Source organism: Microbacterium sp., assembly GCF_047972865.1.
In the GTDB taxonomy this organism is placed as follows: domain Bacteria; phylum Actinomycetota; class Actinomycetes; order Actinomycetales; family Microbacteriaceae; genus Microbacterium.
Window position 1 is genome coordinate 21,564 of the sequence record NZ_JBKEAY010000051.1, and the last position, 25,609, is coordinate 47,172.

Sequence of the window (25,609 nt, forward strand, 5' to 3'; positions counted from 1 at the left end):
TCGATCCGATGAGTGTCACAACACCGACGCGCTCGTCGGCCGGAGGAACCTCCCCCCGGCCGACGAGCCGCCGTGCCACACCCAAGCCGCGCAGGCGGGCAACCCCTGCCGCGGGGCTCACCTCCAAGGTGGCCCCCTGGTGGCTCCTCACCCCGGGCGGCATCGTCGTCATCGCCCTCCTGGTGGTGCCGATCCTCTTCCTCATCTACACCTCCTTCACGACCTACGACCAGCGGACGCTGTTCACCGGCGAGTACGACTTCACCGGTTTCAGCCAGTACGCCCGCATCTTCACCGACCCCGAGTTCTGGATGGCGTTGGTGCGCACCGTGGTGTTCACCGTCACCATGGTGTTCGGCAGCGTCGTGATCGGGATGGCCATCGCTCAGCTGCTGACCCGCGTCAGTGGCACCATGCGTTACGTCGTCACCGTCGTTCTCGTGATCGCGTGGGCCATGCCGAACGTCGCGTCCTCGCAGGTGTGGTTGTGGCTGTTCCAGCCCGGATATGGCGTCGTCAACTGGCTGATCACCCAGTTGGGTGTCTTCGGTGACTTCACCAACGTGAATTGGGCGCAGGACGCGCGTTTCGCCTTCCTCAGCATCTGGATGCTGGTCGTATGGCAGGCGGTGCCGTTCATCGCCCTGACGTTGTACGCGGCGCAGGCGCAGGTGCCCGCCGACTACATGGAGGCGGCGCGTCTGGACGGCGCGAGCGAGTGGCGCATCTATTGGTCCGTGATGCTCCCCGCTGTGCGTCCCACCCTCCTGCTGGTCATCGTGCTGTCGATCATCTGGGACTTCAACGTGTTCAATCAGATCTGGCTCGTCTCGCAGGGCGGACCGGGCGCGGCGACGACCACGCTGGGCATCTACTCCTACAAGACCGCCTTCATCGGCTTCGACATCGGCGAGGGCGCGGCCGTGGCCCTGGTCACGACCGTCCTCCTGCTGGTGTTCAGCGCCTTGTACATCCGTAGCCTCATTCGATCGGGGGAGGACCTATGAGCTCCGACACCACCGCGGGCCGGCGACGCCGGCGGCCCTGGATCGCCGACGGATTGGCGATTGCGTTCGCCGTCGTGTGGTTCTTCCCGGTGTACTGGATGATCAACACGGCGTTCAAACCTCCGTCCGAGGTCCTGACGCCCACCCCGACGTTCCTGCCCTCCGAGCTGAACTTCGACAACTTTGTGGTCGCGCTCACCCAGACCTCGTTCCTGCAGAACCTCGTCAACAGCGCGATCGTCGTGGTGGCCGCGGTCCTGTTCTCGTTGATCCTTGCCTTCTTCGCGGCGGCGGCGCTGACGCGTTTCCGGTTCCGTGGACGGCGCTCGATCATGATCGGTCTGCTGGCGGCGCAGATGCTGCCCGGCGCGGCACTGCTCATCCCGCAGTATCTGATCTTCAACGATCTGGGCCTGACCGGAACGTACATCGGGCTCATCGTCGTGTACGTCGGCGGCGTCCTGCCGTTCGCAATCTGGACGATGCGTGGGTTCTTCATCGCGATTCCCGTGGAGATCGAGGAGGCCGCGCAGATGGACGGCGCCTCGACGTGGCGGGTGCTGCGCTCGATCCTGTTCCCGCTGGTGCTGCCGGGCGTCATCGCCACGAGCGTGTTCAGCTTCATCCACGCGTGGAACGACTACATCATCGCCTACACGTTCATGAAGAACGAGTCGATGTACACCCTGACCGTGTGGCTGGCCTCGTTCAGCACGGTGACGAAGGGCACTGATTTCGGAGCGCAGATGGCGGCATCGCTGCTGTTCTCGCTGCCGGTGGTCGTGTTCTTCATCATCGTGCAGCGCCGGCTCGTCACCGGCATGACCGCCGGCGCGGTCAAAGGGTGACACAGGCTCCCCCTGGGAGGCATGTGCCCCGGGGCGCGCGGTCGCTGGGAGCTGCGACCCGCCCCGGGGCACGCGCGTGTCGGTGACGCTGCCTAAGATCGTCACATGCCCGTCTCGCTGGATTCCCGCATCGACGGCATCGTCGGGGACAAGACGGCGCGCGCACTGTCCCGTGCGTTCGGCATGTCGACCGTTGGCGACGTTCTGGGACACTACCCGCGGCGCTACGCGCGACGTGGCGAGTTGACGCCCATCGCGTCGCTGCCCGTAGGGGAGCAGGTCACCATCGTTGCCGAGGTCCGGTCCGCGTCCCTCCGGCCGATGCGCCAGCGCCGCGGGACGCTGTTGGAGGTGACGATCAGCGACGGTGACGGGGTGGTCAGCCTCACCTTCTTCAACCAGGCCTGGCGACAGAACGAACTCACGGTCGGGCGGCAGGGAATCTTCTCCGGCAAGGTCGGCGAGTTCAAACACCACAAGCAGTTCGCCCACCCCGACTACGAGCTCTTCGACGACGAGGGGGAGGCACGCGCGAGCGCCGCCGCCCGCCAGCACGTACCGATCCCGATCTACCCGGCCACCAGCGCCGTGACCAGCTGGCAGTTCCAGAAGGTGGTCGCCCTCGTGCTGGGCGCCCTCGACACAGCGCCCGATCCGCTCCCGGACGAGTTGCGGGCGCGCCACGGGCTTCTCGACACGCACACCGCGCTCACACAGATCCACACGCCGTCGTCGTTCGACCGCATCGAACCGGCCCGCGCGACGTTGCGGATGCAGGAAGCGTTCGTCCTGCAGACCGCACTGCTGCAGCAGCGTCACTTCGTCCGCGCGATGTCTGCGACCATACGCGAGCCCGGAACGATCCTGGAGCGGTTCGACGCGCGGCTCGCGTTCGAACGCACGGCAGACCAGGTCTCGGTCGGCGACCTCATCGCCGCCGACCTGCAGGGCGACTGGCCGATGAACCGGTTGGTGCAGGGGGAGGTCGGCTCCGGGAAGACCCTCGTCGCGCTTCGCGCCATGCTCCAGGTCGCCCAGTCCGGCGGCCAGTCCGCGCTGATCGCGCCGACCGAGGTCCTGGCCGCTCAGCACCTGCGCTCCATCGCCGGCATGCTGGGTCCCGACCTCGCCCCCGAGCTCATTCCCACGCTGCTCACCGGGCAGATGGGGGCGGCCGAACGCCGCAAAGCCGCGCTGCGGGTCGCTTCCGGTCAGGCGCTCATCGTCGTGGGCACCCATGCCCTGCTCAGCGAGAAGACGACGTTCGCAGACCTCGGCCTGGTCGTCGTGGACGAACAGCATCGCTTCGGCGTCGACCAGCGCGAGTCGCTGCGCGCCAAGGGATCGACGCCCCACGTCCTGGTGCTGACAGCCACACCGATTCCGCGCACCGTCGCGATGACGGTCTTCGGAGACCTTGACGTGGCGACCATCCGGACGCTCCCGCCGGGTCGTGCCGGAATCGCCACGCACGTGGCCCCGCTCGCCGAGAAGCCCGGTTGGCTATCCCGCGTCTGGGAGCGCGTGACCGAAGAAGTGGCGCAGCAGCGGCAGGTGTTCATCGTGTGTCCGGCGATCGACGCCGATCAGAAGGAGGCCTCGACGGATGCCGAGCCGACCGCCGAGGCGGGCCCGACCCGCTGGGGGGTCGTGCAGGTGGCCGAGTTGCTCGCCCGGCATCCGTCCTTCCGTGACGTGCGGGTGGAGACGCTCCACGGCAAGATGCCCGCGGAACACAAGGATGCCGTCATGCAGGCGTTCTCGCGCGGCCAGATCGATGTGCTCGTGGCGACGACTGTCGTGGAGGTCGGCGTCGACGTTCCGAACGCCTCTACGATGATCATCCTCGAAGCGGATCGCTTCGGTGTGTCGCAACTGCACCAGCTACGCGGGCGTGTCGGCCGCGGTCCCGTCCCGGGCCTGTGTCTGCTGGTGACCGAGGCCCCCGCCAGCAGCCCCGCCCGCGCCCGTGTGGAGGCGGTCGCGGCGACCGGGGACGGGTTCGCCCTCGCCGAGGTGGACCTGGAGCTGCGGGGCGAGGGCGATGTCCTGGGCGACGCGCAATCCGGCTCGCGCTCGTCGCTGCGGCTGCTGCGGGTGGTGGCGGACGCCGACCTGATCGCCGAGGCTCGCGCCGCCGCGGAGCGCGTGATCGACGAAGATCCGCTGCTGGACCGCCACCCGGGGCTCGCCGCGGCCCTGGAACGCCGCGTCGGCCAGGCCGAGCGGGCCGCTCTCGCCAAGAACTGACCCGCACCGCCCTACAATGCTTGTCATGAACAACCGGATCGCGGTCGTCCCGGGTTCCTTCGATCCACCCACGCTCGGTCACATCGACGTCATCCGTCGCGCCGCCGCTCTCTACGACCGTCTCCACGTGCTCGTGGTGCACAACCCGGACAAGGAGGCGATGCTCCCGATCGCGCAGCGGCTGCAGCTGCTGGAACGGTCCATCGCCGCGGCGGGCATTGGCGGTGACATCGTCGTCGCCTCGTGGAGCATGGGGCTGTTGGTGGACTACGCGATCGATGTCGGTGCTGGCGTGCTGGTCAAGGGCATCCGCTCCCAGGTCGACATCACCTACGAGAACCCGATGGCGATCGTCAACCGCCACCTCGCCCAGGTCGAGACCGTCTTCCTGCTGACCGATCCCGCACACGCGATGGTCTCCAGCTCCCTCGTGCGGCAGGTGGCCACGCTCGGCGGCGACATCGCGCCTTTCGTCCCCGCCCCCGTCGCGGAGTTCCTCGACACCGGTGCGCGCGACATCTGAACCTCCCGACCCGCGCGGCGACTACCATGTCGGAGTGACCAGAAAGCATGTGAACGGACCGTTCGTCCTTCCGGTCCGGGACCTGATGCACAGACCCGGCCAGATGCGTGAGTTCACCCTCGACCTGGCCTTGCTGCACGCCTGGGGGGAGGGCCTGGTCGCTGTCCCTGAGGGTACGCCGCTGGACCTCGCCGCGCGACTCGAGTCCGTGCACGAGGGGATCCTGGTGACCGCCGAGGTACGCACACGGTACGAAGGCGTGTGCGGTCGCTGCCTCACCGACATCGCCGAGCCCGTCGAAGTCGAGTTTCAAGAACTCTTCGGGTACCCTGGAGACGAAGCGAGCGACTTTGAAGTCCGTGACGACCACGTGGACCTGGAAGCCGCCGTCAGGGATTCGATCGTCCTGTCGCTTCCTTTCCAGCCGGTGTGTCGGCCGGACTGCGTCGGACTCGACCCGGTCACGGGGGAGAAGCTCACGTCGGACGTGACGCGCGAGGACGAGATCGATCCACGCTGGGCCGCGCTGAAGGCCTACTCAGACCCGGCCGATGCGGACACCGAATGATGTCGGCGAAGCTACAGAGCAGACGAGACAGAGAAGAGTGAGTCATGGCAGGTAACCCCCCGAAGCGGAAAGTCTCCCGTTCGAACACGCGCTCGCGCCGGGCGCAGTGGAAGGCGGAGGCGCCAGCGCTGGTGAAGTCGGTCGAGAACGGCAAGGTCGTCTACAGCCGCCCCCACCAGGCGAAGGTCGTCACCGACTCGCAGGGCACCGAGCTGTTCCTCGAGTACAAGGGGCGCAAGGTCGCCGACATCTGATTCGGCGGCACGTGCGGTGACCGAAGTCCTCCCGGGTGTGCCCGGACTTCTCACCAAACTTGAGATCGGCATCGATCCCGAGTTGCTGACCCTCGCACTCACGCACCGTTCCTACGCGTACGAGAACGGCGGTATCGCGCATAACGAGCGGCTTGAATTCCTCGGCGACTCGATCCTCGGACAAGCGATCACCGTTCACCTCTACACCTGCTTCCCCGAGCTGGAAGAGGGTGCCTTGGCCAAGCGGCGCGCCAGCGTCGTGTCGACGGTCGCGCTGGCCGAAGTCGCCCGCGCGATCGGCCTCGGCGAGCACCTGCTGCTCGGGCGCGGCGAAGACCTCACCGGCGGCCGGGACAAGGACTCGATCCTCGCCGACACCATGGAGGCGATTCTGGGGGCGGCCTACCTGTCCGCCGGGAGCGAGGCCGCGACCGATCTGGTGCTCCGGCTGATGGCACCGCTGCTGGAGGACCCCGAGCGTTTCGGCGCCGCGATGGACCCGAAGACCAGCCTGCAGGAACTCGTCGCCGGGCGCGGTCTGGAACCGCCGCGCTACGTCGTCGAGGCATCCGGACCCGACCACGACCGCGTATTCACCGCGGTGGTGACAGCGGGATCGGTGTCGTGCACCGGCACGGGAACCAGCAAGAAGCAGGCTGAGATGGCAGCGGCACTCGAGGTCTGGCGTACCCTGTCCGCCCGTGCCTGAGCTTCCCGAGGTCGAGGTCGTTCGCGCGGGCCTGGCTCCCGCGGTGACCGGTGCGACGGTACTCGCCGTCGCGGTGTCCGACGAGCGCGCGCTCACCCGCCATGACGGGGACGCCTCCGATTTCGAGGCTCGGGTGACCGGCCGCCGCCTCGGCGCGGCGGTGCGACGTGGCAAGTTCCTCTGGCTGCCCCTGGACGCGGACGGCTCCGGGGGAGCGCACGAGGCCGTCGTCGGTCATCTCGGGATGAGCGGGCAGCTGCTGCTGCGTGTCAGCGGCGCCCCGCCGGAGCGCCATGAGCGCATCCGCATCGATCTGGCCCACCCGGTCCACGGCGAGCTGGCGGTTGTCTTCGCAGACCAGCGCACGTTCGGCTCGCTGGCCGTCGATCCCTTGGTCGCCACCGCCGACGGGGAACCCGGCGGTTTCGGGGCGGATGAGCGGGTCCTTCCCGCACAGGTCGCTCACATCGCCCGCGACGCGCTCGACCCGGCACTCGATGAGGCCCGGGTGCGCGCGCGACTGGCCGCGTCGTCATCCGCCGTCAAGCGACTGCTGCTCGATCAGGGACTGGTCAGCGGCATCGGCAACATCTACGCCGACGAAGCGCTGTGGGCCGCGCGCATCCACCCCGAGACACTCGCGCGAAGCCTGTCCACGCGGGCGGTGACGCGGCTGCTCGCGGAGGTGCGGTCGGTGCTGCACAAGGCCCTCGTCGAAGGCGGCACGAGCTTCGACGCGCAATACGTCAACGTCAACGGGCAGGCCGGGTACTTCGCGCACTCGCTCCACGCGTACGGCCGGGAGGGCGAACCCTGTCACCGCTGCGGCACAGCCATCACCCGCTCTGCGTTCACGAACCGTTCGTCCCACATCTGTCCGCGCTGCCAGCGCATCCGTTGACCGCCTCGCGGGTCGTCGGGGGTGTGGGTGGGCCGTCGGGTACCTTGGGAGCACAGTGGAGCGGAGGCGGATCGAATGCACCTGAAGAGCGTCACGCTCAAGGGCTTCAAGTCGTTCGCCCAACCGACGACCTTCGCCCTCGAGACCGGCGTCACCTGCATCGTCGGTCCGAACGGCTCGGGCAAGTCGAACGTCGTCGATGCCCTTGCCTGGGTGATGGGCGAGCAGGGCGCCAAGACCCTCCGCGGCGGCAAGATGGAGGATGTCATCTTCGCGGGCACCGCGACCCGCGGCCCGCTGGGGCGCGCGGAAGTGCGTCTCACGATCGACAACAGCGACGGCGCGCTGCCCATCGAGTACACCGAAGTGACCATCAGCCGGACGCTGTTCCGCAACGGCAGCAGTGAATACGCGATCAACGGGGAGTCGTGCCGGCTGCTCGACGTGCAGGAGTTGCTCAGTGACTCCGGCCTCGGCCGGGAGATGCACGTCATCGTGGGCCAGGGCAGGCTGGACAGCGTCCTTCAGGCCAGCGCCGAGGACCGCCGCGGGTTCATCGAAGAGGCCGCCGGCATCCTCAAGCATCGCCGCCGCAAAGAGAAGACGCTGCGCAAGCTGGACGCCATGGAGGCCAACCTCACGCGTCTGAGCGACCTCGCCGGTGAGCTGCGCCGACAGCTGAAACCGCTCGGAAAGCAAGCCGAGATCGCGAGAGAGGCCGCGACCATCGCGGCGATCGTCCGGGACGCGAAAGCACGCCTGTACGCGGACGAGTTCGTCACGCTGCGTGCACAGTTGGCCGACGACGTCCGCAACGAACGCGAGCGGCACACCGAACGCGTCGTCCTGCAGGATCAGGCCGACCAGCTCAAAGCGCGGATCGACGAATTGGAGGCGCATCAGCGTTCTGAAGCCGTCGACCGTGCGCGTGCGACGGCCTTCGCCTTGGAACAGGTGCAGGAGCGCCTCCGTGGCCTGTATTCGCTGGCCGGGCAGCGCCTCGCCCTGCTCGAGGACGACGGCCAGCTCGCGCTCGAGGTGGCGACCGTCAGCCAGGAATCGATCGATGCGGCGCGGGCCGAGATCGATGAGGTGGCGGGGGGACTCGGGGCCGCACAGGATGCCGCTGCCGCGGCGTCGCGCGAGGTCATCCGCGCCCGCGCCGAACTCGACGCACTCGACGCGGACATCGCCGAGCAGAGTGCGCTGGTGTCCGAGCACGACATGCGCATCGCGTCGCTGCGCGGCCGCGCGGAGGCCGCCGCGTCGAAGCGTGACGCGCTGCGCGCCGCGGTGGATCGACAGCAGAAGGCGTGGGAGGCCGCGGCGCAGCGGCGCGCCGAGGCGGCGGAGACGCTCGCCGGCATCGACCCGAACCTCGTTCCCGAGGAATCGTCCGCGGAGCACGCCGCCGCGTACGAGGGGGCTCAGCGCGAAGCCGCCGAGGCCGAGTCGCAGGTGGGCGAGTTGCGCGACCGACTGCACGCCGCCGAGCGCGAGGTCGAATCGCTCACCGCCCAGGCCGCCGCCCTCGGCCGCGCGCTGGACGTGCGCAATGCGGCCGCCACCCTGGTGCAGCGGGGCGGCACCGGCGTGCGGGGACTGGTCGGTGACGCCATCAAGGTGACTCCCGGCTACGAGGGCGCCGTCGCCGCCGCGCTCGGCGCCCTTGCGGAAGGCGTTCTCGCGGAGGATGTCGGCACCGCGCTCCGCCTGGTCGAGGTGGTCCGTCACGAGGATCTCGGCACCGTGGACATCGCGCTGGCGGACGGAACGGCTCCGGCCCGGGTCGCCGACACGCCGGCGGGCGTCACCCTCGCCCGCGACGTCGTCAGCGGGCCGGACGGCGTCGTCGCGGCGCTGGCCGACGTCGGCATCGTCGACGACCTTGCCGCCGCCCACGCAGCGCTCGATGCGCTCGCGGCCGAAGACCGGATGACCGTCGTCACACGCACCGGCGAGCTCGTCACGGCCCACAGCGTGCGGGTCGGCTCCGGTGGCGGACGCTCGCGGCTGGAGCTGGCCGCCGAGCGGGACGCCGCAGCCGAGCGGCTCTCCGAGATCACCGTGGTCGCCGACTCGCTGCGGGCGGCTCTGGCCGATTCGCAGCAGGCCTGGGATGCGGCCCGGCGCCGCACCCGGGAGAGCCTGCAGACGTTGCGCGAGCACGACGCCGCGCTGGCCGCGCACACCGAACAGGTCAATCGTGCGACCGTGCGTCACGAGGCCGCGGAGGCCGAGTGCGCCCGCCTGGAGGCGGGACTGCGGCAGGCCTCCGCCGCCGCTGTCGAGGCCGAGACGGGCGCGGCGGCCGCCGAAGCGGCGTTCACCGCTGCCCAGGAGGCCCCGCGACCCATCCTCGACGCGTCGGCGCGCGAAGGACTGCTGGCGGCGCTCGAGGGCGCGCGCGACGGCGAGTTGCGCGCGCGCCTGGACGTGGAGACCCTGCGGGAACGTGTGCGTTCCGGCGAGGCACGCGTCGCCGGCCTAGAACGACAGCGTGAACGCGAACGCGCCGCCGCCGAGGAGGCCGCACGGCGCGCCGTGATCCGTCGCGCTCAGCGCGAGATCGCCGCCGACGTGCATCAGCAGGTGCCACCGCTTTTGGACTCCGTCGACCGGTCGGTGAGCCAGGCCCGCGTCGAGCTGGCCGCCGCCGAGCAGGAGCGGTCCGCGCTCAACGCCGAGCTCACCGACACCCGCGCCCAGGACTCCGCCGTGCGCGAGCGACTCGCACGACTGACCGAGAGCGTGCACGGGATCGAACTGCACATGCACGAACGGCGGTTGCACGTGACCAGCCTGCTCGAGCGGGTCGGCTCGGAACTCGGCCTGGACGAGAACATTCTCGTTCAGGAATACGGTCCCGATGTCGAGATTCCCGGGGACGAGGACGGCGAGCCGACTGCCTTCGACCGCGCCGCCCAGCGCCGTCGGCTGCAGGACGCAGAGCGCAAACTCGGCCAACTGGGGCGGGTGAACCCGCTGGCGCTGGAAGAGTTCACCGCGCTGGAGCAGCGCCACGCGTTCCTGACCGAACAGCTCGCCGACCTGCAGCAGACGCGCCGCGACCTGCTGACGATCATCGATGAGCTCGACGAGCGGATGCAGACGATCTTCCTGGCCGCCTTCGAGGACACCAAGGTCGCGTTCGGGGAGGTCTTCCCGGTCCTGTTCCCTGGGGGGGCCGGCAGTATCTCCCTCACCGACCCGGACAGCCCGCTGACAACCGGAATCGAGGTGTCGGTGCGCCCGGTCGGCAAGAAGATCGAGCGGCTCTCGCTGCTGTCGGGGGGTGAGCGGTCGCTGGCTGCTGTCGCCCTGCTCACCGCGATCTTCAAAGCACGGCCCAGCCCGTTCTACATCCTCGACGAGGTCGAAGCGGCCCTCGACGACGCGAATCTGGGGCGACTGCTCGGCGTGTTCGAGCAATTGCGCGAGTCCAGCCAGTTGATCGTCATCACGCACCAGAAGCGCACGATGGAGATCGCCGACGCGCTGTACGGGGTCTCCATGCGCCAGGACGGGGTCTCTGCGGTCGTGGGGCAACGGGTCCGCGAGAAGGCCACCGCCTAGGCTGGAACCATGGCGGAAAGATCCTGGTCGCTCGGTCGTGCTCTGCGGGGGATGTTCACGGCCCCCACCATAGACGAGACCACATGGGACGACCTGGAGACGGCGTTGTTGTCGGCGGACTTCGGCCCCAACATCACCGAGCGGCTCCTGGACGAACTGCACGAGAAAGTCGATCGGTACCGCACGACCGACCCGCGCGATCTCCAGCGCATGCTGAAGGAGACCCTGGAGGAGCACTTCGCGCGCTTCGACACGACACTCCGGCTGTCCGAGCGTCCCGCGGTCGTCCTCGTGGTGGGGGTCAACGGCGTGGGCAAGACGACGACCATCGGGAAGTTCGCGCATTACCTGAAGCGGTTCGATCGCACGGTGATGGTCGGCGCCGCCGACACCTTCCGCGCGGCGGCCGTCGATCAGCTCGCCACGTGGGCCGAGCGCGGTGGCGCCCGGATCGTGCGCCCGCAGCAGGAGGGTCAGGACCCCGCCTCGGTCGCGTTCCAGACGATCGAAGAGGCCCGCCGCACCGGCACCGAGATCGTGCTGGTGGACACGGCGGGGCGGCTGCACACCAAGGGCGGCCTGATGGACGAGCTCACCAAGATCCGTCGTGTGATCGAAAAGCAGGCACCGATCAGCGAGGTCCTCCTGGTGCTGGACGCGACGACCGGCCAGAACGGGGTCCTGCAGGCACAGGCGTTCCTCGAGCACGCCGGGGTGACCGGCCTCGTGATCACGAAGCTCGACGGGTCGGCCAAGGGCGGGTTCGTGCTGGCGGTGCAGGAGCGCACCGGCATCCCGGTCAAATTGCTCGGTCAGGGCGAGGGGATCGGCGACCTCACCGGATTCACCCCCCACGTTTTCGTCTCGGCGCTCGTGGACTGACCCTCGACACGCGCCGCAAGGGTCGCGGATGCGCCCCGGTACTGGTTTCATATGCCTATGGCGATCGAGCACGACTACTTCGGCTTGCTGGAGAGCGGACCCGACGGGTCGATCTTCTGGTCCGAGGTGGTCGATTTCGGAGACCAGAGCGCGACCGTGGATCTCACGGCCCCCGATCAGGACGACGTGTCGGCCGACGCCCTCGACATCGCGGCGGCGATGATCTCGTCGCTGGAAGAGATCGACCTGCGCTCGCGTGGCGCGATGATCGCCGAACTCGACGACCGCACCAGCGAGGTCATCGAGTACATCTTGCAGCAGCAGGAAGAGTGGGGTGACGAACTGTCGGAGATGCTCGTCGACATTTCCGGCGATGTCCACGTGGACGTCATCCGTTCGCTGCGCCTGGTGAGCATGACGATTCTGGCCGACGAGCACGGCGGCGGGGACCCGTTCGCCGTCTTGGAGTACGCCCTCGATCCGGATGCCACCGAGGAAGTGCTGCTGGTCAACATCACCTCGGACGGCTCGATCCAGTCGGTCACCAGCGCCGAATAGTCCCGCCCGTCACACCGCCTGCGCGAAGGCCCCTTCGACCAGGTGCGCCAGTTCGGCGGGCACCGGACGGCCCTTCGAGACCATCGACTGCGCCCACAGGCGGCCGGCGCGATACGAGGAGCGCACGAGGGGCCCCGCGAGCACACCCAGGAAGCCGATGCGTTCGGCCTCCTCCTTGAATTCGACGAACTCGTCGGGCCGCACCCATCGATCGACCGGCAGGTGGCGCGGCGAGGGGCGCAGGTACTGCGTGATGGTCACGATGTCCGTGCCGGCGTCGTGCAGGTCGTGCAATGCCTGGACGACCTCGTCGGGGGACTCGCCCATGCCGAGGATGAGGTTGGACTTCGTGATGAGGCCGGCCTCGCGCGCCTGGGTGAGCACGCTGAGCGACCGTTCGTAGCGGAAGGCGGGGCGGATGCGCTTGAAGATGCGCGGCACCGTCTCCACGTTGTGCGCGAACACCTCGGGGCGCGAGTCGAAGACCTCGCCCAGCAGTGCCGGGTCGCCGTTGAAGTCGGTGGCGAGGATCTCCACGCCGGTGCCGGGGTTGTCGGCGTGGATGCGGCGGACCGTCTCGGCGTGGAGCCACGCACCGCCGTCGGGCAGATCGTCGCGCGCGACCCCGGTCACCGTCGCGTAGCGCAACTGCATCCGCTGCACGCTCTCGGCCACACGACGCGGCTCGTCCGTGTCGTAGTCGGCGGGCTTTCCGGTGTCGATCTGACAGAAGTCGCACCGTCGGGTGCACTGCGAACCGCCGATGAGAAACGTCGCTTCGCGGTCCTCCCAGCACTCGTAGATGTTCGGGCACCCGGCCTCCTGGCAGACGGTGTGGAGCTCTTCGCTGCGGACGAGCTGTTGCAGCGCCTGGTACTCCGGCCCCATCTTGGCGCGGGTCTTGATCCATTCGGGCTTGCGTTCGATCGGCGTCTGGGCGTTGCGTACCTCCAACCGCAGGAGCTTGCGACCGCCCGGAGCCGAACCGGCCGAATCGACGGAACCGGTGGCTGCGCCGCCGCACGCGCTCACGCCGCGACCTCCGCGGCGTAGACGGCGTGGAAGGCGGCCGTCACGCGGTCGATGACATCGGACGGCTCGATCTCGCGGCCGAGGATTTCGCTCATTGTGGTGACCCCGGCATCCGAGATCCCGCAGGGGACTATCTGACCGAACGGGGCCAACGAGTTGTTGCAGTTGAGTGCGAAGCCGTGCATCGTGACACCGCGCTGCACCCTCACCCCGATCGCGGCGACATTGTCCTCCGAGAGGGGGCGGCGCACCCAGACGCCGCTGCGGCCCTCGACGCGGTAGCCCACCACGTCGTACGTCGCCAGCACGTCGATGAGGATCTGTTCGAGCCGGCGCACATGGGCGACCACGTCGACGGGATCGGGCAACCTCACGATGGGGTACCCGACGAGCTGACCGGGACCGTGCCAGGTGATCTTGCCGCCGCGATCCACGTCGACCACCGGCGTGCCGTCGCTGGGTCGCTCGTGTCGTGCCGTCCGGGCGCCGGCGGTGAACACGGGTTCGTGCTCGACCAGCAGCAGGGTGTCAGGGCGGTCTCCCGCGACCACCTCGGCGTGGATGCGGCGTTGCAGGTCCCACCCTTCGTGGTAGGGGACATACTCGGGCGCGAGGCCCACGGTCTGGATGTCAAGCATCGTCTTCTTCCGCTCGTCGCACTTCTTGGACCGCATCCAACAATACGCCCGCCGCCGCCGGGTACGACGCCTACGCTGTCGGTATGTCCTCAGCACTCGGCAGGCCGCGCTCCTCGTCGCGCGAGATCCTCGCCGAGGCGGCGTGCGAGCTGTTTCTGGAGCAGGGGTTCGCCGCCACGTCCATCACCGACATCGCTGGGCGAGCCGGGGTCAGCCGTTCGAGCTTCTTCAACTACTTCGCTTCGAAGTCCGACGTGCTCTGGGCCTCGCTCGATGAGCGGATCGACGCCTTCGAGGTCGCGATGGCCGGTGCCGGGGACACCGCGTCCCCGAGCATCCGCGACGCCCTCCTCGCTCTCGGGGAGGGCGTCGAACCCGATGCCCTGGCCCTGGCCATCGCGAACGCGGAGCCGATGGCCGTCGCCGAAGACCTCGCGCGGGAAGCCGCCGTACGCCAAGCGCGCATCGCCGCCGCGGTGCGCCGAAGGCTCGCCGCGGCGGGCGCGGACGTGTTGGTGGCGGCCGTCGCAGGGGCGGCGCACGGCGGGGCGGTCCTGGCCGCGATCGAGCACTGGGCGCACGCCGGCGCCGGTTCGTCCGCCCTGGTGCCGATCTACCGCACCGCGCTCGATGCCGCCGCCGCGACCCTCCCGGGCGCAACGCCCGCACTCGGGTCGACAGCGCGGAGACCGCGAAGAGCAGCCGGTTAGAATCGAGGGATCATGGCGACTTTCGGCACTCTCTCCGACCGGCTCACCGAGACTTTCCGCATCCTTCGCACCAAGGGCAAGCTCACGCCCGCCGACGTCGACGGGACGTTTCGCGAGATCCGGCGCGCCCTGCTCGACGCGGACGTCGCGCTCCCGGTCGTCAAGGACTTCACCGCGAAGGTCCGGGAGCGTGCGCTCGGCGACGAGGTCAACCGCGCGCTGAACCCGGCGCAGCAGGTCGTGCAGATCGTCAACGAGGAGCTCATCGCAATCCTCGGCGGACAGCACCGCCGACTGGAGTTCGCGAAGACCCCGCCGACCGTGATCATGCTGGCCGGCTTGCAGGGGTCGGGGAAGACGACCTTTGCCGGCAAGCTCGCCAAACAGCTCGAACGGGACGGGCACACGCCGCTGCTGGTGGCCTGCGATCTGCAGCGTCCCAATGCCGTCACCCAGTTGCGCGTGGTCGCCGAGCAGGCCGGTGCCGCCGTCTACGCGCCCGAGCCCGGCAACGGCGTCGGCGATCCGGTGCGGGTCGCCCGCGACGGGGTCGATACCGCGCGCCGCCAGCAACACGACGTCGTCATCATCGACACCGCCGGACGGCTCGGCGTGGACGCGGACCTCATGAACCAGGCCGCGAAGATCCGCAAGGCCACCGACCCCGACGAGGTCCTGTTCGTCATCGACGCGATGATCGGACAGGATGCCGTCAACACCGCCAAGGCGTTCCAGGACGGCGTCGACTTCACCGGTGTCGTCCTCTCCAAGCTCGACGGCGACGCGCGCGGCGGTGCCGCGCTGTCGGTCGCGTCCGTCACCGGCCGGCCGATCATCTACGCGTCGACGGGGGAGGGGCTCGACGACCTCGAGGCCTTCCACCCCGATCGCATGGCCAGCCGCATCCTCGACCTCGGCGACATCCTCACCCTCATCGAGCAGGCGCAGCAGGCCTTCGATGAGGAGGAAGCCCTCAAGGTCGCCGAAAAGCTGGCCTCCGAGCAGTTCACTCTGGAGGATTTCCTCGAGCAGATGCAACAGATGCGCAAGATGGGCTCGATGAAGAAGATGCTCGGCATGCTGCCGGGCATGGGCCAGATGAAGCAGCAGCTGGAGGACTTCGACGAGCGCGAGATCGACCACACCGAGGCGATCATCCGCTCGATGACCCCGGGGGAGCGGCGCAACCCCAAGGTGCTCAACGGCTCGCGACGACTGCGGATCGCGCGGGGCTCGGGCATGACGGTCACCGACGTCAACCAGCTCGTCCAGCGCTTCGACCAGGCCGCGAAGATGATGAAGACGGTGGCTCGTGGCGGCGTGCCGAACGTCCCGGGGATGGGCCCGATGGGCGGCAAGCCCGGCGCCAGCAGCAAGCGGGGCAAGAAGCAGAAGAAGTCCGGCGGCTCACGGTCGGGAAACCCGGCCAAGCGCGCGGCCGAGAACGCCGGCATCGCCACGCAGACCGCGCCGAGCGGATCCGGCTTCGGTCTGGGCGGCGCTGCACAACCGACGTCGGAAGACCTGGCCGAGATCCAGAAGCTGTTTGGGAACCGCTGATCTCACTCGCCCAGGCTCGCGAGGTGGTCGCGGAGCGTGGGACCGGCGCGGAACTCGCGGATGAGGTGACGGACGACCTCGCCGAGATCACCGTCTGCGGCGTCGGCGACGACCAGTTGGCGGGCGTAACTGGCGCCCTGCGCGAGGATGGCGTGCAGGCCGTCGAATTCGCGGACGCAGCGCAACTCGACGGCGATCGGCCGCAGGCGCTCAGCGAGTTCGCGGACGTGGTCGGAGACGAGTCGCTGCGTGCCGTCCCGGTCCACGATCACGAATGCCCCCAGCCCGTATCGCGCCGCGCGCCACTTGTTCTCCCGGAGGAACCACGGGGGGATCGTCGGCAGCGTCCGGCCTTCGTCCCACTGCCGCGACAGGTGCTCGACGAGCACCTGGACGAACGCGGCGACGGCCGCCAGTTCGGGGAGCGTCGACATGCCGTCGCAGGCACGCACCTCGATCGTTCCCCACCGCGGGGCGGGGCGCACGTCCCACCGCACTTCGGAGACGTCTTCCATGACCCCGGTGCGGACCATGTCGTCGAGGTAGGACTCGAACTGGGCCCAGTCCTCCAACGGCCACGGCAACCCCGCGGTCGGCAACTGCTGGAAGACGAGGGCGCGGTTCGACGCGTACCCGGTGCGCTCGCCCGCCCAGAACGGACTCGACGCCGACAACGCTTGCAGGTGGGGCAGATAGACGCTCAACGCGTTGACGATCGGGAGCACCTTGGCCACGTCCTCCACCCCGACGTGCACGTGGATGCCCCAGATCATCATGTTGCGCCCCCACCACTGGGTCCGCTCGATGAGCTTGTGGTACCGGGTCTTGTCGGTGACCTCCTGGCGGTACCACTGCGCGAACGGATGGCTTCCGGCGCAGAGCAACTCGATGTTCCTCGGATCGGTGGCGGTGCGCACACGGCCCACGGCGTCGGCGATGTCGTGCACGGCGTCGGCGACGGTCGCCCCGACGCCGCTGGTGACCTCGATCGTGTTGGTGAGCAGTTCCCCCGTCACGGTGAACCGCTCGCCGGCGGCGGTTTCCGTCAGTTCAGCGAGCACTTCGCCCGCGCGCGGCGCGAGATCGCCGGTGGCGCCGTCGGCGAGCATCACCTCCCACTCCAGCCCCACGGTCGAGCGGGCGGAGGGAGCAAAGGTCACGGTCACCCGCACAGTCTGACACGGCGGACGCCGTCGTTCGCAGGCGCGTGCGCAATCTGGCAGAATAGAGGTTTGGAGCGCGAGCCCGACCCTCTATCCGGCACGTGATCCTCCCGCAGAGCTCCCGCCGGGCGTGCACCCCACAGCCTGTGGCGACGTTCATCACCTCACAAGACACATTCAGGAGAATCGTGGCTGTCAAGATCCGTCTGAAGCGCTTCGGCAAGATCCGTGCGCCCTACTACCGCATCGTCGTGGCCGACTCGCGCACCAAGCGCGACGGTCGCGTCATCGAAGAGATCGGCAAGTATCACCCCATCGAGAACCCCTCGCTCATCGAGGTCGACTCCGACCGGGCGCAGTACTGGCTGTCGGTCGGCGCGCAGCCGACCGAGCAGGTCGCCGCGATCCTCAAGCTCACCGGTGACTGGGGCCGGTTCACCGGCGACAAGGACGCCGTGTCGACGGTGCAGACCCCGGCCGGCAAGAGCGAGTTCGTCGCCGACACCGCGAAGAAGTCGGTCATCAAGCCGCAGTCCGCGCCGAAGGCCGACCCGGCTCCCGCCGACGACGCTCCGGCGGTGGACGCCCCGGCCGCCGACGCTTCCGCCGACGAGACCGCGGCAGAGTAGACCGGTGCTGGCCGACGCGCTCGAGTATGTCGTCAAGGGGATCGTGGATCACCCCGACGACGTCACCGTCCGTACGTCCACCTCGCCGCGCGGCGAGGTGCTGGAGGTGCGCGTGCACCCCGACGACCGCGGACGGGTCATCGGGCGCGGCGGTCGCACGGCACGCGCACTGCGCACCGTCATCAGCGCACTGGCAGACGGTCAGCGCGTCCGCGTCGACGTCGCCGACGACTGATGCCCTCACCCGAACCGGCCCGCACGCAGCTGCGCGTTGGCCGCCTCGTCAAGGCGCACGGGCTCAAGGGCGCGCTGAAGCTCGAGCTCTACACGGATGAACCGGATCGTCGTTTCGCGCCCGGCGCCGCCTTCACACTCCAGGTGCCGGACACCTCGCCGTGGAGCGGCAAGACCGTCACGGTGCGCGAGTTCCGCTGGATGAACTCGCACCCGGTCGTCTTCCTCGAGGGCATCGACGACCGGACCGCGGCGGAGTCCATCGTCCGGGCGATCCTGTGGATCGATGCCGACCCCGACGCTCCTGCCGAGGACGAAGCCTGGTACGACCACCAGCTTGTCGGCTTGCGGGTCTTCCGCGGCGATGACGAGGTCGGCTCGGTGGTCCGGGTGGACCATCTCCCGGCGCAGGATCTGTTGATCGTCCGGCCCGCCGGCACCGACACCGAGGTGCTGGTGCCGTTCGTGAAGGCTATCGTCCCGCTCGTCGACATCGGCGCCGGGCGCGTCGAGGTCACCCCGCCGCCGGGGCTGTTCGAAGCGGTGCCCGACGACGCACCCCCCGCCGCGGACCACTGACCGCCCCGCCTACACTCGAACTCGTGCGCATCGACATCGTCACGATCTTTCCCGCGTTCTTCGACGTGCTCGATGTGTCGCTGCTGGGAAAGGCGCGCGAGCGGGGGATTCTGCGGGTCGACGTCCACGATCTGCGAGATGCCGCCCACGACCGCCACCGCACGGTCGATGACACGCCCTACGGCGGCGGGGCGGGCATGGTGATGAAACCCGAGCCGTGGGGCGAGACCCTCGACGGCATCCTGACGGGCGAGTCCGTGCTCATCGTCCCGTCTCCGGCGGGGCACCGGTTCACGCAGGCAACGGCGCGCGAACTCGCGCAGGAGTCCCACCTCGTCTTTGCGTGCGGTCGTTACGAGGGCATCGACCAGCGCGTCATCGATCATTACTCGTCGCGCACCCGCGTGCGCCTGCTCAGCCTGGGGGACTACGTCCTCAACGGCGGCGAGGTCGCCGCGATGGCCATGACCGAGGCGATCGGCCGGCTCCTGCCCGGAATGGTCGGCAACCCGGACAGTCTCGTCGAAGAGTCGCATGAGACGGGACTGCTGGAGTACCCGAGCTACACGAAGCCGTCCGTCTGGCGCGGACTGGACGTGCCGCTGGTGCTTCTCAGCGGCAACCACGCGGCGATCGCGACCTGGCGGCAGGAGCAGTCCTGGGAGCGCACCCGCCGGGTCCGACCCGACTTGCTGGCGCGCCTGGACAGCGACGGACCGGCGCGCTGAGCCGGCTCAGTCGACGCCCAGAAACGAGCGGTCGGTCAACACGATCGGGCCGTCGGCGGTGACGGCGACGGTGTGCTCGGAGTGGGCACCTCGTGACCCGTCCGCCGAACGGAGCGTCCATCCGTCGGGGTCGGTGATCAACTCGTCGGTGGTCTGCAGGAACCACGGCTCCAGGGCGACGACCAGCCCCTCGCGCAGCGGGAAGCCGCGTCCGGGCTTGCCGTCGTTGGGCACGTGCGGGTCACCGTGCATCGTCCGGCCCACCCCGTGGCCGCCAAAGTCGGTGTTGATCGACAGGCCGTCCGCACGGGCGATCTCCGCGACGGCGTGGGAGATGTCGCCGATGCGGTTGCCGACCACCGCGGCGTCGATCGCCGCGGTGAGCGCCCGCTGAGACGTGTCGATGAGGGCCAGGTCCTCGTCGCGCGGCGTTCCGACGATGAACGAGATCGCCGAGTCGGCCACCCAGCCGTCGACGCTCACGGCGAAGTCGAGGGTCACCAGGTCACCGTCGCGCAGCACCTGGTCGCGGGGCAGGCCGTGCAGCACTGCGTCGTTGATCGACGTGCAGATGACCTTGCCGAACGGACTCGCGCCGAACGAAGGGTGGTAGTCGATGTAGCAGCTGGTCGCCCCGGCGCGGCGGATCAGATCGTGGGCACGCGCGTCGATGGCCAGCAGGTTCGTGCCGACCTTGGTCTCTTCGCGCAGCGTCGCGAGTGTTTCCGCGACGAACCGGCCGGCCGGCCGCATCGCCTCGATCTCTGCCGGGGTCCGAAGTTCGATCATCCTGGTCCTCTCTTCAGCATCCATTGTGGGGGACGCGCGTACCATCGAGCGCATGTGGCTCCGACGATCCTTCTTCCACTGGTTGCTCCCGGCTGCCTTCCTCCTGCCGCTGTGGCTGGTGGTCGGCTGGATCGTCTTCGACGCGAACGGGTGGGCGCTCGCCCTGGTGCTGTTCATCGCCGCCCCTGCGGTGTTCGTCGCCCAGCTTGTCACGACGCTGCTGGTGCGGGCCCGCAGCACGGTACGCGACGAGCGTGCCGTCTCGTGGTCGGATGTCGCGGGCATCGGCGTGTGGCACGCCCTCACCATTGCGGTCGGGTTCTATCCCGCGGAGCTGTCGTGGATGCTGGTGGTGCTCGCGATCGGGGCGTTCCTGGTGGTGTTCTGGTCTTCGCTGTCGCAGCTGTTCCGCGGGGCCCGGCCGGTCGCGGTCGTGCGTCACACCGCCGACGGCGCCCGCTACGTGTCGCCCGCCCGCCCAGAGCCGGCCGCGACCGAACCCGACGTGTACGTCATCAGCGAGACTCCGCCGGACAGCGAGCGGTAACCGGTTTTGCCCGGCGGGAACGGCATGGCAGAATAGACGATTGTGCCCGCAGCGGTTCTGCCTCGGGGGAACACGGTGCGAACTCCTGCACCGGGGCGCACCACCATCCTTACCCAGCATTCGCGATCGACCTGAGGCGGTCGCAGGAAGTGACGATCATGCAGATCCTCGACTCGGTCGACGCGGCATCGCTGCGCACCGACATCCCCGACTTCGCACCCGGCGACACCGTCAAGGTGCACGTGAACATCACCGAAGGAAACCGTTCGCGCATCCAGGTGTTCCAGGGCGTCGTGCTCGGACGCTCCGGCGACGGCGTGCGCGAGACCTTCACGGTCCGCAAGATCAGCTTCCAGGTGGGCGTCGAGCGCACCTTCCCGGTGCACAGCCCGGTCATCGACCACATCGAGGTCGTGACCCGCGGTGACGTCCGCCGTGCGAAGCTGTACTACCTCCGCGAGCTGCGCGGCAAGAAGGCCAAGATCAAGGAGAAGCGGGAGCGCTGAGCCCCGCGACGAGTCGACGCCCCGAGCCCGCGTGCTCCGGGGCGTCGTTTCGTTACGATCCACCCGGTGCGCTGTCAGGTCGCTACCACTCGGATGTGCGAACCTGGGGGGGTGCCGGCCACCGCGGCGCGAAACGAGACCCGAATGACCCTGGACACACCACCGGCGACGCATCCGCGTCGCTCCCGGCTCTGGCCGTTGCTGCGCGATGTCCTGGTGATCCTGTTGATCGCGGTGCTGGTGTCGTTCCTGGTGAAGACGTTCCTGGTCCGGTCTTTCTACATCCCGTCCGGTTCGATGGAGACGACGCTGCAGATCGACGATCGCATTCTCGTCGATGAGCTGACGCCCCGGTTCACCGGATACGAGCGCGGCGACGTCGTCGTGTTTCGCGACCCGGGCGGGTGGTTGCCGGTCCAGCAGGTCGAGCCGCTGCCGCCGCTCGTCGCGGCCGGCGACTGGCTGCTCTCCCTGGTGGGGCTGTCGGCCTCTGACAGCAAGGAGCATTTGATCAAGCGTGTTATCGGCATCGGGGGCGACCACGTCGTGTGCTGCAACGCGTTGGGCCAGATCACCGTCAACGACGTGCCCATCGACGAGACCGCCTACCTGAACCTGCGTCCGGACCAGACGGCACCGAGCAAAGTGCCCTTCGATGTGACCGTGCCGGAGGGATCTCTCTGGGTGCTGGGCGACAATCGGGATTCATCGCGCGACTCCCGGTACAACATGGACGAGCCCTCGCGGGGCTTCGTCCCCGTCGACAACGCCGTGGGACGCGCCTTCCTGGTGACCTGGCCGTTCAATCGGTTCGGGTTGATCGACGGTCATCACGAGGTGTTCGCGGGCGTTCCCGACCCAGACGGACGATGACCGTTCCGGTTCCTCGGCTGACGACGGAGCGCCGGCTGCTGCGCGAGCATCCGCTCGTGATCGCGTGCGACGAAGTGGGGCGCGGAGCGGTGGCGGGGCCGGTGGCCGTCGGAGCGGCGGCGGTGGATGTCCGCGCGGTCCGGCGACGCATCCCGCCCGGGCTGCGGGACTCGAAGCTGGTGCCGGCCGGCCGTCGCGCCGACGTGGCCGAGCGCACCCGTGACTGGGTCACGGCGGCGGACATCGGGTGGGCGAGCGCCGCCGAGATCGACGAGGTCGGCATCATGCGCGCCCTCGGCCTGGCCGCCCTGCGTGCCGTCGAGGGGCTGCGCGGTGTGGGCATCGACCTGGACGAGGCGGTCATCCTCCTCGATGGGAACATCGACTACATCACTCCGGTCGGAGGTCGCCCGTTGACGGTCGTCCCGATCGTGAAGGCGGATCGGGACTGCGCCAGCGCGGCCGCCGCCTCGGTCGTCGCGAAGGTCGCGCGTGACGCGCTCATGGCCCGGCTGCACGAAGAATCACCGGCCTACCAATGGGTACGGAACAAGGGATACGCGAGCGCCGAACACCGGCACGCGATCCGGGAGTTCGGCCTGACGAGGCACCATCGCGCCTCCTGGGCGATCGCCGACGCTCCGACGCTCTTCTGAGCGCGTGCCGGTGATCAACCGTCCAGGGAGAGCTCTTCGGGAAGCTGGAAATCCCGGCGCTGCAGTTCCTCGACGTTCACGTCTTTGAACGTGAGCACACGCACCGACTTCACGAACCGGTCGGCGCGGTAGATGTCCCAGACCCACACATCGGTCATCGAGATCTCGAAGTAGAAGTCGTGCTCGGTGTCGCGGCGCACCACGTTGACCTCGTTGGCGAGGTAGAACCGCCGTTCGGTCTCGATCACGTACTGGAACTGCACCACGACATCGCGGTATTCGCGGTACAGAGCCAACTCGAGTTCACGGTCGTAGTCGTCGAACACCTCGTCATCCATGGTGCTCCCATCCTAGGTGCGCGTGACCGGTCACGTCGGCCTCCACCGCGGGGTCCGCGGGCGACTTTTCCACATTCGCCCGCTGCTGCCGTCCGCGTGCGGGCGGTATCGGCCACGGTGGCGGTATGGCAGCGAAGGATGAACGCGGACGGGCGGGCGAGAAACGTGCGGCGGAGCATCTCTGCGCCGCGGGATACACGATTCTGGACCGGAACTGGCGATGTGCCCACGGTGAGGTGGACATCGTCGCGGCGCGCGATACGGACCTGGTGGTCGTCGAGGTCAAAACCCGCAGAACCGGGCGCTTCGGGCACCCGTTCGACGCCGTCGACAGCGGCAAGCGGGCGCGGCTCTGGCGCGTGTGTCACGCCTGGCGCGCCGCCCACCCCGAGCACGCGCGCGCGCGCCGCCCGCGGTTGGACGTGATCGGCATCCTCGGGGAGCGGCCCGAAGATGCCGAGCTGGAGCACTGGACGGACCTGCAATGACTCTTCCCCGGACGTGGGCCGTCGCGTTGACGGGCCTGGTCGGAGACCTCGTCGAAGTCGAGGCGGACGTGTCCAGCCAGACCCCCGAGTTCCAGGTGATCGGGTTGGCCGATCGCGCCATCGGTGAGGCGCGGCAACGGGTGCGCGGTGCGTGCGCCAACAGCGACCTGCCCCTGCCGCGTCGGCGGCTGACCGTCAGCCTGACACCGGCAGACCTGCCCAAGCACGGATCGGCGCTCGATCTTGCCATCGCCCTGGCCTCATTGGCGACCGAGCTGCCGCTGGACCGTGCCTCCCTGTTCGAGACCGTCCACATCGGCGAACTGGGACTGGACGGCCGGCTGCGGCCCGTGGCGGGGGTGCTCCCGGCGGTGATGGCCGCCGCGCGGGCAGGATTTCGGCGGGTGATCGTCCCGTACGCCAACGGCTCGGAGGCCGCCCTCGTGGGTGGGATCGAGGTGCTCGCCGCCGTCGGCCTGCGCGAGGTGGCCGCCCGGCACGGACTCGCACTCGACGACGTGCGTCAGGAACCGGTCGCGCCGCCGACACCGTCGGCACCGCCCGCGCCGTCGCAGCTGGACCTCGCCGAGATCGTGGGGCAGCGGGAGGCGGTGGAGGCGCTCGTGGTCGCCGCCGCCGGCGGACATCACCTCATGATGAGCGGACCGCCGGGTGCCGGCAAGACCATGCTCGCGCGGCGCCTGCCCGGCATCCTCCCCGAGCTCGACGATCGTGCGGCGCTTCAGGTCGCAGCGGTGCGCTCGCTGTCCGGCCAGAGCGTGACCGCCCTCCATCGCGAGCCGCCGTTCGAGGCGCCGCACCACACCGCCAGCACGGCCGCTCTCATCGGCGGTGGGAGCCGCACGGCGCGGCCGGGAGCGATCGCGCGGGCCAGTGGCGGCGTGCTGTTCCTCGATGAGGCCGGGGAGTACTCGGCTCAGGCGCTGGATGCGCTTCGCCAACCCCTCGAGTCCGGGTCCATCGAGATTCACCGGGCCGGGTTCCGGGCATCGTTTCCGGCACGGTTCCAGTTGGTGCTGGCCACCAACCCGTGCCCGTGCGGCAACTACGGGGTGACCGGGAGCGTGTGCGAGTGCGCGCCGTACGCGATCCGCCGCTACGCGGCGCGGCTGTCGGGGCCGCTGCGCGATCGCATCGACATCGAGCTGGGGTTGCGTCCGGTCAGCAGCGCCGCTCCCACCGCCGGTCCGGGTCAGTCCAGCGCGCACGCCCGGGAGCGGGTCGCGAACGCGCGCCGCTGCGCCGCCGCCCGGCTCCGGGACACACCGTGGCGGCTCAATGTCGACGTGCCCGGGTCGTGGTTGCGCGCCGGGCCGTGCGCGCCCCCCGCCGAGGTGCGGCGACCGCTCGACGACGCCCTGCGCCGCGGCGCCCTCACGCTCCGCGGATACGACCGCGTCCTGCGGGTGGCGTGGTCGTGCGTCGACCTCGACGGACGCGAGCGGCTGAGCCTCGACGACGTGGGCCGGGCCCTCTACCTCAAAAAGGGGATCGCCGCATGATCGATCCAGACGAAGACCGTCATATCCGGGGCCTGTGGTCCGCCGTCCTCGAGCCGGGCGACGGTGTCGCGGGGGTGCTGATCGCTGGGGTCGGTGCACCCGAGGCGTGGCGGATCACCGCCGCCGGAGACACCGCCGCCGCGGAGCGGGCCGGCGTGGCGGCGCCGCGTTTCCGCGCCGGTCGTGAACGGTGGCTGCCACGGGCAGCAGGCGCACCGGCGGTGTGGCGGGATGCCCGGCGCGCCGGCGCCCGCCTGCTGATCCCTTCCGACCCGGCTTGGCCGCTCCGGCTCGACGGCCTCGGACCGCACGCGCCGATCGCACTGTGGGTGCGTGGCGACCCGACCGTACTGGCCCCGGAGGGACCGGCCGTCGCGGTGGTCGGGGCGCGAGCGGCGACGGGGTACGGCGAACACGTGACCGGCGAGCTCGTGGCGGGACTAGTCGCCGAGGGGGTGACGGTCGTCTCGGGGGCGGCCTACGGCATCGACGCGGCCGCGCATCGGGGCGCGCTGGCCGCCGGCGGCCGCACGGCCGCCG

General features: G+C 69.4%; 29 protein-coding genes. 24 read left to right on the forward strand and 5 right to left on the reverse strand.

Annotated features, from left to right (window positions below):
• Window positions 1-8 precede the first annotated feature (8 nt).
• The 11 genes from ACK5KK_RS02885 (at window position 9) to ACK5KK_RS02935 (ending at window position 12,076) form a co-directional block, all read left to right on the forward strand.
• Window positions 9-1,007: a carbohydrate ABC transporter permease gene (locus ACK5KK_RS02885; protein WP_416888588.1), complete on the forward strand. Its 999-nt coding sequence runs from the start codon at window positions 9-11 to the stop codon at window positions 1,005-1,007.
• The gene (locus ACK5KK_RS02890; RefSeq protein ID WP_416888589.1) at window positions 1,004-1,855 is read left to right on the forward strand and encodes a carbohydrate ABC transporter permease; all 852 of its coding nucleotides are present in this window, start codon (window positions 1,004-1,006) and stop codon (window positions 1,853-1,855) included. Before ACK5KK_RS02885 ends, ACK5KK_RS02890 begins: the two co-directional genes overlap by 4 nt.
• Window positions 1,856-1,960: 105 nt before the next feature.
• Window positions 1,961-4,105, forward strand: a complete 2,145-nt coding sequence (locus ACK5KK_RS02895; RefSeq protein ID WP_416888590.1) for an ATP-dependent DNA helicase RecG — start codon at window positions 1,961-1,963, stop codon at window positions 4,103-4,105.
• A gap of 25 nt (window positions 4,106-4,130) precedes the next feature.
• The gene (coaD, locus tag ACK5KK_RS02900) at window positions 4,131-4,628 is read left to right on the forward strand and encodes a pantetheine-phosphate adenylyltransferase (RefSeq protein ID WP_416888591.1); all 498 of its coding nucleotides are present in this window, start codon (window positions 4,131-4,133) and stop codon (window positions 4,626-4,628) included.
• A 49-nt stretch (window positions 4,629-4,677) separates the two neighbouring features.
• Entirely contained in the window at window positions 4,678-5,196 is a 519-nt protein-coding gene (locus ACK5KK_RS02905; RefSeq protein ID WP_416888616.1) for a YceD family protein, read from the forward strand.
• Window positions 5,197-5,240: 44 nt separating this feature from the next.
• On the forward strand, window positions 5,241-5,450 hold the full coding sequence (gene rpmF, locus ACK5KK_RS02910; protein WP_347344213.1) for a 50S ribosomal protein L32: 210 nt from the start codon (window positions 5,241-5,243) through the stop codon (window positions 5,448-5,450).
• A 16-nt stretch (window positions 5,451-5,466) separates the two neighbouring features.
• On the forward strand, window positions 5,467-6,159 hold the full coding sequence (gene rnc, locus ACK5KK_RS02915) for a ribonuclease III (RefSeq protein WP_416888592.1): 693 nt from the start codon (window positions 5,467-5,469) through the stop codon (window positions 6,157-6,159).
• Complete coding sequence (gene mutM / locus ACK5KK_RS02920; RefSeq protein ID WP_416888593.1) at window positions 6,152-7,060, forward strand: bifunctional DNA-formamidopyrimidine glycosylase/DNA-(apurinic or apyrimidinic site) lyase; 909 nt, start codon at window positions 6,152-6,154, stop codon at window positions 7,058-7,060. Before rnc ends, mutM begins: the two co-directional genes overlap by 8 nt.
• Window positions 7,061-7,135: 75 nt before the next feature.
• Entirely contained in the window at window positions 7,136-10,636 is a 3,501-nt protein-coding gene (smc, locus tag ACK5KK_RS02925) for a chromosome segregation protein SMC (RefSeq protein WP_416888594.1), read from the forward strand.
• 9 nt (window positions 10,637-10,645) lie between these two features.
• On the forward strand, window positions 10,646-11,518 hold the full coding sequence (ftsY, locus tag ACK5KK_RS02930; protein WP_416888595.1) for a signal recognition particle-docking protein FtsY: 873 nt from the start codon (window positions 10,646-10,648) through the stop codon (window positions 11,516-11,518).
• 57 nt (window positions 11,519-11,575) lie between these two features.
• Window positions 11,576-12,076: a DUF2004 domain-containing protein gene (locus ACK5KK_RS02935; protein ID WP_416888596.1), complete on the forward strand. Its 501-nt coding sequence runs from the start codon at window positions 11,576-11,578 to the stop codon at window positions 12,074-12,076.
• Between the two features lie 9 nt (window positions 12,077-12,085).
• Here the strand turns inward: ACK5KK_RS02935 and lipA are convergent, their stop codons facing one another.
• Together lipA and lipB are read right to left on the reverse strand one after the other, a co-directional pair.
• Window positions 12,086-13,108, reverse strand: a complete 1,023-nt coding sequence (lipA, locus tag ACK5KK_RS02940) for a lipoyl synthase (RefSeq protein WP_416888597.1) — start codon at window positions 13,106-13,108, stop codon at window positions 12,086-12,088.
• Entirely contained in the window at window positions 13,105-13,782 is a 678-nt protein-coding gene (lipB, locus tag ACK5KK_RS02945) for a lipoyl(octanoyl) transferase LipB (protein ID WP_416888598.1), read from the reverse strand. The genes lipA and lipB overlap by 4 nt, the downstream gene beginning before the upstream one ends.
• A gap of 47 nt (window positions 13,783-13,829) precedes the next feature.
• On the opposite strand from lipB, the gene ACK5KK_RS02950 reads away from it, so the two are divergent.
• Window positions 13,830-14,456: a TetR/AcrR family transcriptional regulator gene (locus ACK5KK_RS02950; protein WP_416888599.1), complete on the forward strand. Its 627-nt coding sequence runs from the start codon at window positions 13,830-13,832 to the stop codon at window positions 14,454-14,456.
• A gap of 12 nt (window positions 14,457-14,468) precedes the next feature.
• Window positions 14,469-16,016: a signal recognition particle protein gene (gene ffh, locus ACK5KK_RS02955; protein ID WP_416888600.1), complete on the forward strand. Its 1,548-nt coding sequence runs from the start codon at window positions 14,469-14,471 to the stop codon at window positions 16,014-16,016.
• 2 nt (window positions 16,017-16,018) lie between these two features.
• Here the strand turns inward: ffh and ACK5KK_RS02960 are convergent, their stop codons facing one another.
• Window positions 16,019-17,182, reverse strand: coding sequence for a glutamate--cysteine ligase (locus ACK5KK_RS02960; RefSeq protein WP_416888601.1), 1,164 nt, complete (start codon window positions 17,180-17,182; stop codon window positions 16,019-16,021).
• A 185-nt stretch (window positions 17,183-17,367) separates the two neighbouring features.
• Here ACK5KK_RS02960 and rpsP point away from each other — a divergent pair, with 185 nt between their 5' ends.
• From rpsP to trmD, 4 genes are read left to right on the forward strand one after another with little or no spacing between them, the layout of a single operon-like run.
• Entirely contained in the window at window positions 17,368-17,808 is a 441-nt protein-coding gene (gene rpsP / locus ACK5KK_RS02965; protein WP_416888602.1) for a 30S ribosomal protein S16, read from the forward strand.
• Between the two features lie 4 nt (window positions 17,809-17,812).
• Window positions 17,813-18,043, forward strand: a complete 231-nt coding sequence (locus tag ACK5KK_RS02970) for an RNA-binding protein (RefSeq protein ID WP_416888603.1) — start codon at window positions 17,813-17,815, stop codon at window positions 18,041-18,043.
• Window positions 18,043-18,621 carry a ribosome maturation factor RimM gene (gene rimM, locus ACK5KK_RS02975; protein ID WP_416888604.1) on the forward strand — a complete coding sequence of 193 codons (579 nt, stop codon included), beginning with the start codon at window positions 18,043-18,045 and terminating at the stop codon, window positions 18,619-18,621. The genes ACK5KK_RS02970 and rimM overlap by 1 nt, the downstream gene beginning before the upstream one ends.
• A 23-nt stretch (window positions 18,622-18,644) precedes the next feature.
• Window positions 18,645-19,349, forward strand: coding sequence for a tRNA (guanosine(37)-N1)-methyltransferase TrmD (trmD, locus tag ACK5KK_RS02980; protein ID WP_416888605.1), 705 nt, complete (start codon window positions 18,645-18,647; stop codon window positions 19,347-19,349).
• A 6-nt stretch (window positions 19,350-19,355) separates the two neighbouring features.
• On the opposite strand, the gene map is transcribed toward trmD, so the two are convergent.
• Window positions 19,356-20,138, reverse strand: coding sequence for a type I methionyl aminopeptidase (gene map / locus ACK5KK_RS02985; protein WP_416888606.1), 783 nt, complete (start codon window positions 20,136-20,138; stop codon window positions 19,356-19,358).
• Between the two features lie 52 nt (window positions 20,139-20,190).
• Between map and ACK5KK_RS02990 the strand changes: the two genes are divergently transcribed.
• From ACK5KK_RS02990 to ACK5KK_RS03005, 4 genes are all read left to right on the forward strand, one after another.
• The gene (locus ACK5KK_RS02990; RefSeq protein ID WP_416888607.1) at window positions 20,191-20,685 is read left to right on the forward strand and encodes an MFS transporter permease; all 495 of its coding nucleotides are present in this window, start codon (window positions 20,191-20,193) and stop codon (window positions 20,683-20,685) included.
• A 158-nt stretch (window positions 20,686-20,843) separates the two neighbouring features.
• Window positions 20,844-21,191 carry a 50S ribosomal protein L19 gene (gene rplS / locus ACK5KK_RS02995; RefSeq protein ID WP_416888608.1) on the forward strand — a complete coding sequence of 116 codons (348 nt, stop codon included), beginning with the start codon at window positions 20,844-20,846 and terminating at the stop codon, window positions 21,189-21,191.
• A gap of 144 nt (window positions 21,192-21,335) precedes the next feature.
• Window positions 21,336-22,064 carry a signal peptidase I gene (gene lepB / locus ACK5KK_RS03000; protein WP_416888609.1) on the forward strand — a complete coding sequence of 243 codons (729 nt, stop codon included), beginning with the start codon at window positions 21,336-21,338 and terminating at the stop codon, window positions 22,062-22,064.
• Window positions 22,061-22,720 (forward strand): ribonuclease HII, encoded by a 660-nt coding sequence (locus ACK5KK_RS03005; RefSeq protein WP_416888610.1) that lies wholly within the window; start codon window positions 22,061-22,063, stop codon window positions 22,718-22,720. Before lepB ends, ACK5KK_RS03005 begins: the two co-directional genes overlap by 4 nt.
• A gap of 14 nt (window positions 22,721-22,734) precedes the next feature.
• On the opposite strand, the gene ACK5KK_RS03010 is transcribed toward ACK5KK_RS03005, so the two are convergent.
• Entirely contained in the window at window positions 22,735-23,058 is a 324-nt protein-coding gene (locus ACK5KK_RS03010; protein WP_416888611.1) for a DUF2469 family protein, read from the reverse strand.
• Window positions 23,059-23,183: 125 nt separating this feature from the next.
• On the opposite strand from ACK5KK_RS03010, the gene ACK5KK_RS03015 reads away from it, so the two are divergent.
• The 3 genes from ACK5KK_RS03015 to ACK5KK_RS03025 form a co-directional block, all read left to right on the forward strand.
• On the forward strand, window positions 23,184-23,546 hold the full coding sequence (locus ACK5KK_RS03015; RefSeq protein WP_416888612.1) for a YraN family protein: 363 nt from the start codon (window positions 23,184-23,186) through the stop codon (window positions 23,544-23,546).
• The gene (locus ACK5KK_RS03020; RefSeq protein WP_416888613.1) at window positions 23,543-25,069 is read left to right on the forward strand and encodes a YifB family Mg chelatase-like AAA ATPase; all 1,527 of its coding nucleotides are present in this window, start codon (window positions 23,543-23,545) and stop codon (window positions 25,067-25,069) included. The genes ACK5KK_RS03015 and ACK5KK_RS03020 overlap by 4 nt, the downstream gene beginning before the upstream one ends.
• Window positions 25,066-25,609 (forward strand): DNA-processing protein DprA (locus tag ACK5KK_RS03025; protein WP_416888614.1); only part of this gene is annotated, 544 nt, incomplete at its 3' end. The genes ACK5KK_RS03020 and ACK5KK_RS03025, both read left to right, overlap by 4 nt.

Excerpts from the sequence above, each read along its gene's own strand:
- ACK5KK_RS02885 (WP_416888588.1), top strand. The coding sequence starts at position 9 with ATGAGTGTCACAACACCGACGCGCTCGTCGGCCGGAGGAACCTCCCCC.
- ACK5KK_RS03020 (WP_416888613.1), top strand. The coding sequence starts at position 23,543 with ATGACTCTTCCCCGGACGTGGGCCGTCGCGTTGACGGGCCTGGTCGGA.
- rimM (WP_416888604.1), top strand. The coding sequence starts at position 18,043 with ATGCCCTCACCCGAACCGGCCCGCACGCAGCTGCGCGTTGGCCGCCTC.
- ACK5KK_RS03010 (WP_416888611.1), bottom strand. The coding sequence starts at position 23,058 with ATGGATGACGAGGTGTTCGACGACTACGACCGTGAACTCGAGTTGGCT.
- ACK5KK_RS03005 (WP_416888610.1), top strand. The coding sequence starts at position 22,061 with ATGACCGTTCCGGTTCCTCGGCTGACGACGGAGCGCCGGCTGCTGCGC.
- rpmF (WP_347344213.1), top strand. The coding sequence starts at position 5,241 with ATGGCAGGTAACCCCCCGAAGCGGAAAGTCTCCCGTTCGAACACGCGC.
- ACK5KK_RS03015 (WP_416888612.1), top strand. The coding sequence starts at position 23,184 with ATGGCAGCGAAGGATGAACGCGGACGGGCGGGCGAGAAACGTGCGGCG.
- ACK5KK_RS02890 (WP_416888589.1), top strand. The coding sequence starts at position 1,004 with ATGAGCTCCGACACCACCGCGGGCCGGCGACGCCGGCGGCCCTGGATC.
- map (WP_416888606.1), bottom strand. The coding sequence starts at position 20,138 with ATGATCGAACTTCGGACCCCGGCAGAGATCGAGGCGATGCGGCCGGCC.
- ACK5KK_RS02895 (WP_416888590.1), top strand. The coding sequence starts at position 1,961 with ATGCCCGTCTCGCTGGATTCCCGCATCGACGGCATCGTCGGGGACAAG.
- rplS (WP_416888608.1), top strand. The coding sequence starts at position 20,844 with ATGCAGATCCTCGACTCGGTCGACGCGGCATCGCTGCGCACCGACATC.
- ACK5KK_RS02935 (WP_416888596.1), top strand. The coding sequence starts at position 11,576 with ATGGCGATCGAGCACGACTACTTCGGCTTGCTGGAGAGCGGACCCGAC.
- coaD (WP_416888591.1), top strand. The coding sequence starts at position 4,131 with ATGAACAACCGGATCGCGGTCGTCCCGGGTTCCTTCGATCCACCCACG.
- lipB (WP_416888598.1), bottom strand. The coding sequence starts at position 13,782 with ATGCGGTCCAAGAAGTGCGACGAGCGGAAGAAGACGATGCTTGACATC.
- ACK5KK_RS02990 (WP_416888607.1), top strand. The coding sequence starts at position 20,191 with ATGTGGCTCCGACGATCCTTCTTCCACTGGTTGCTCCCGGCTGCCTTC.
- smc (WP_416888594.1), top strand. The coding sequence starts at position 7,136 with ATGCACCTGAAGAGCGTCACGCTCAAGGGCTTCAAGTCGTTCGCCCAA.
- ACK5KK_RS02950 (WP_416888599.1), top strand. The coding sequence starts at position 13,830 with ATGTCCTCAGCACTCGGCAGGCCGCGCTCCTCGTCGCGCGAGATCCTC.
- ffh (WP_416888600.1), top strand. The coding sequence starts at position 14,469 with ATGGCGACTTTCGGCACTCTCTCCGACCGGCTCACCGAGACTTTCCGC.
- lepB (WP_416888609.1), top strand. The coding sequence starts at position 21,336 with ATGACCCTGGACACACCACCGGCGACGCATCCGCGTCGCTCCCGGCTC.
- ftsY (WP_416888595.1), top strand. The coding sequence starts at position 10,646 with ATGGCGGAAAGATCCTGGTCGCTCGGTCGTGCTCTGCGGGGGATGTTC.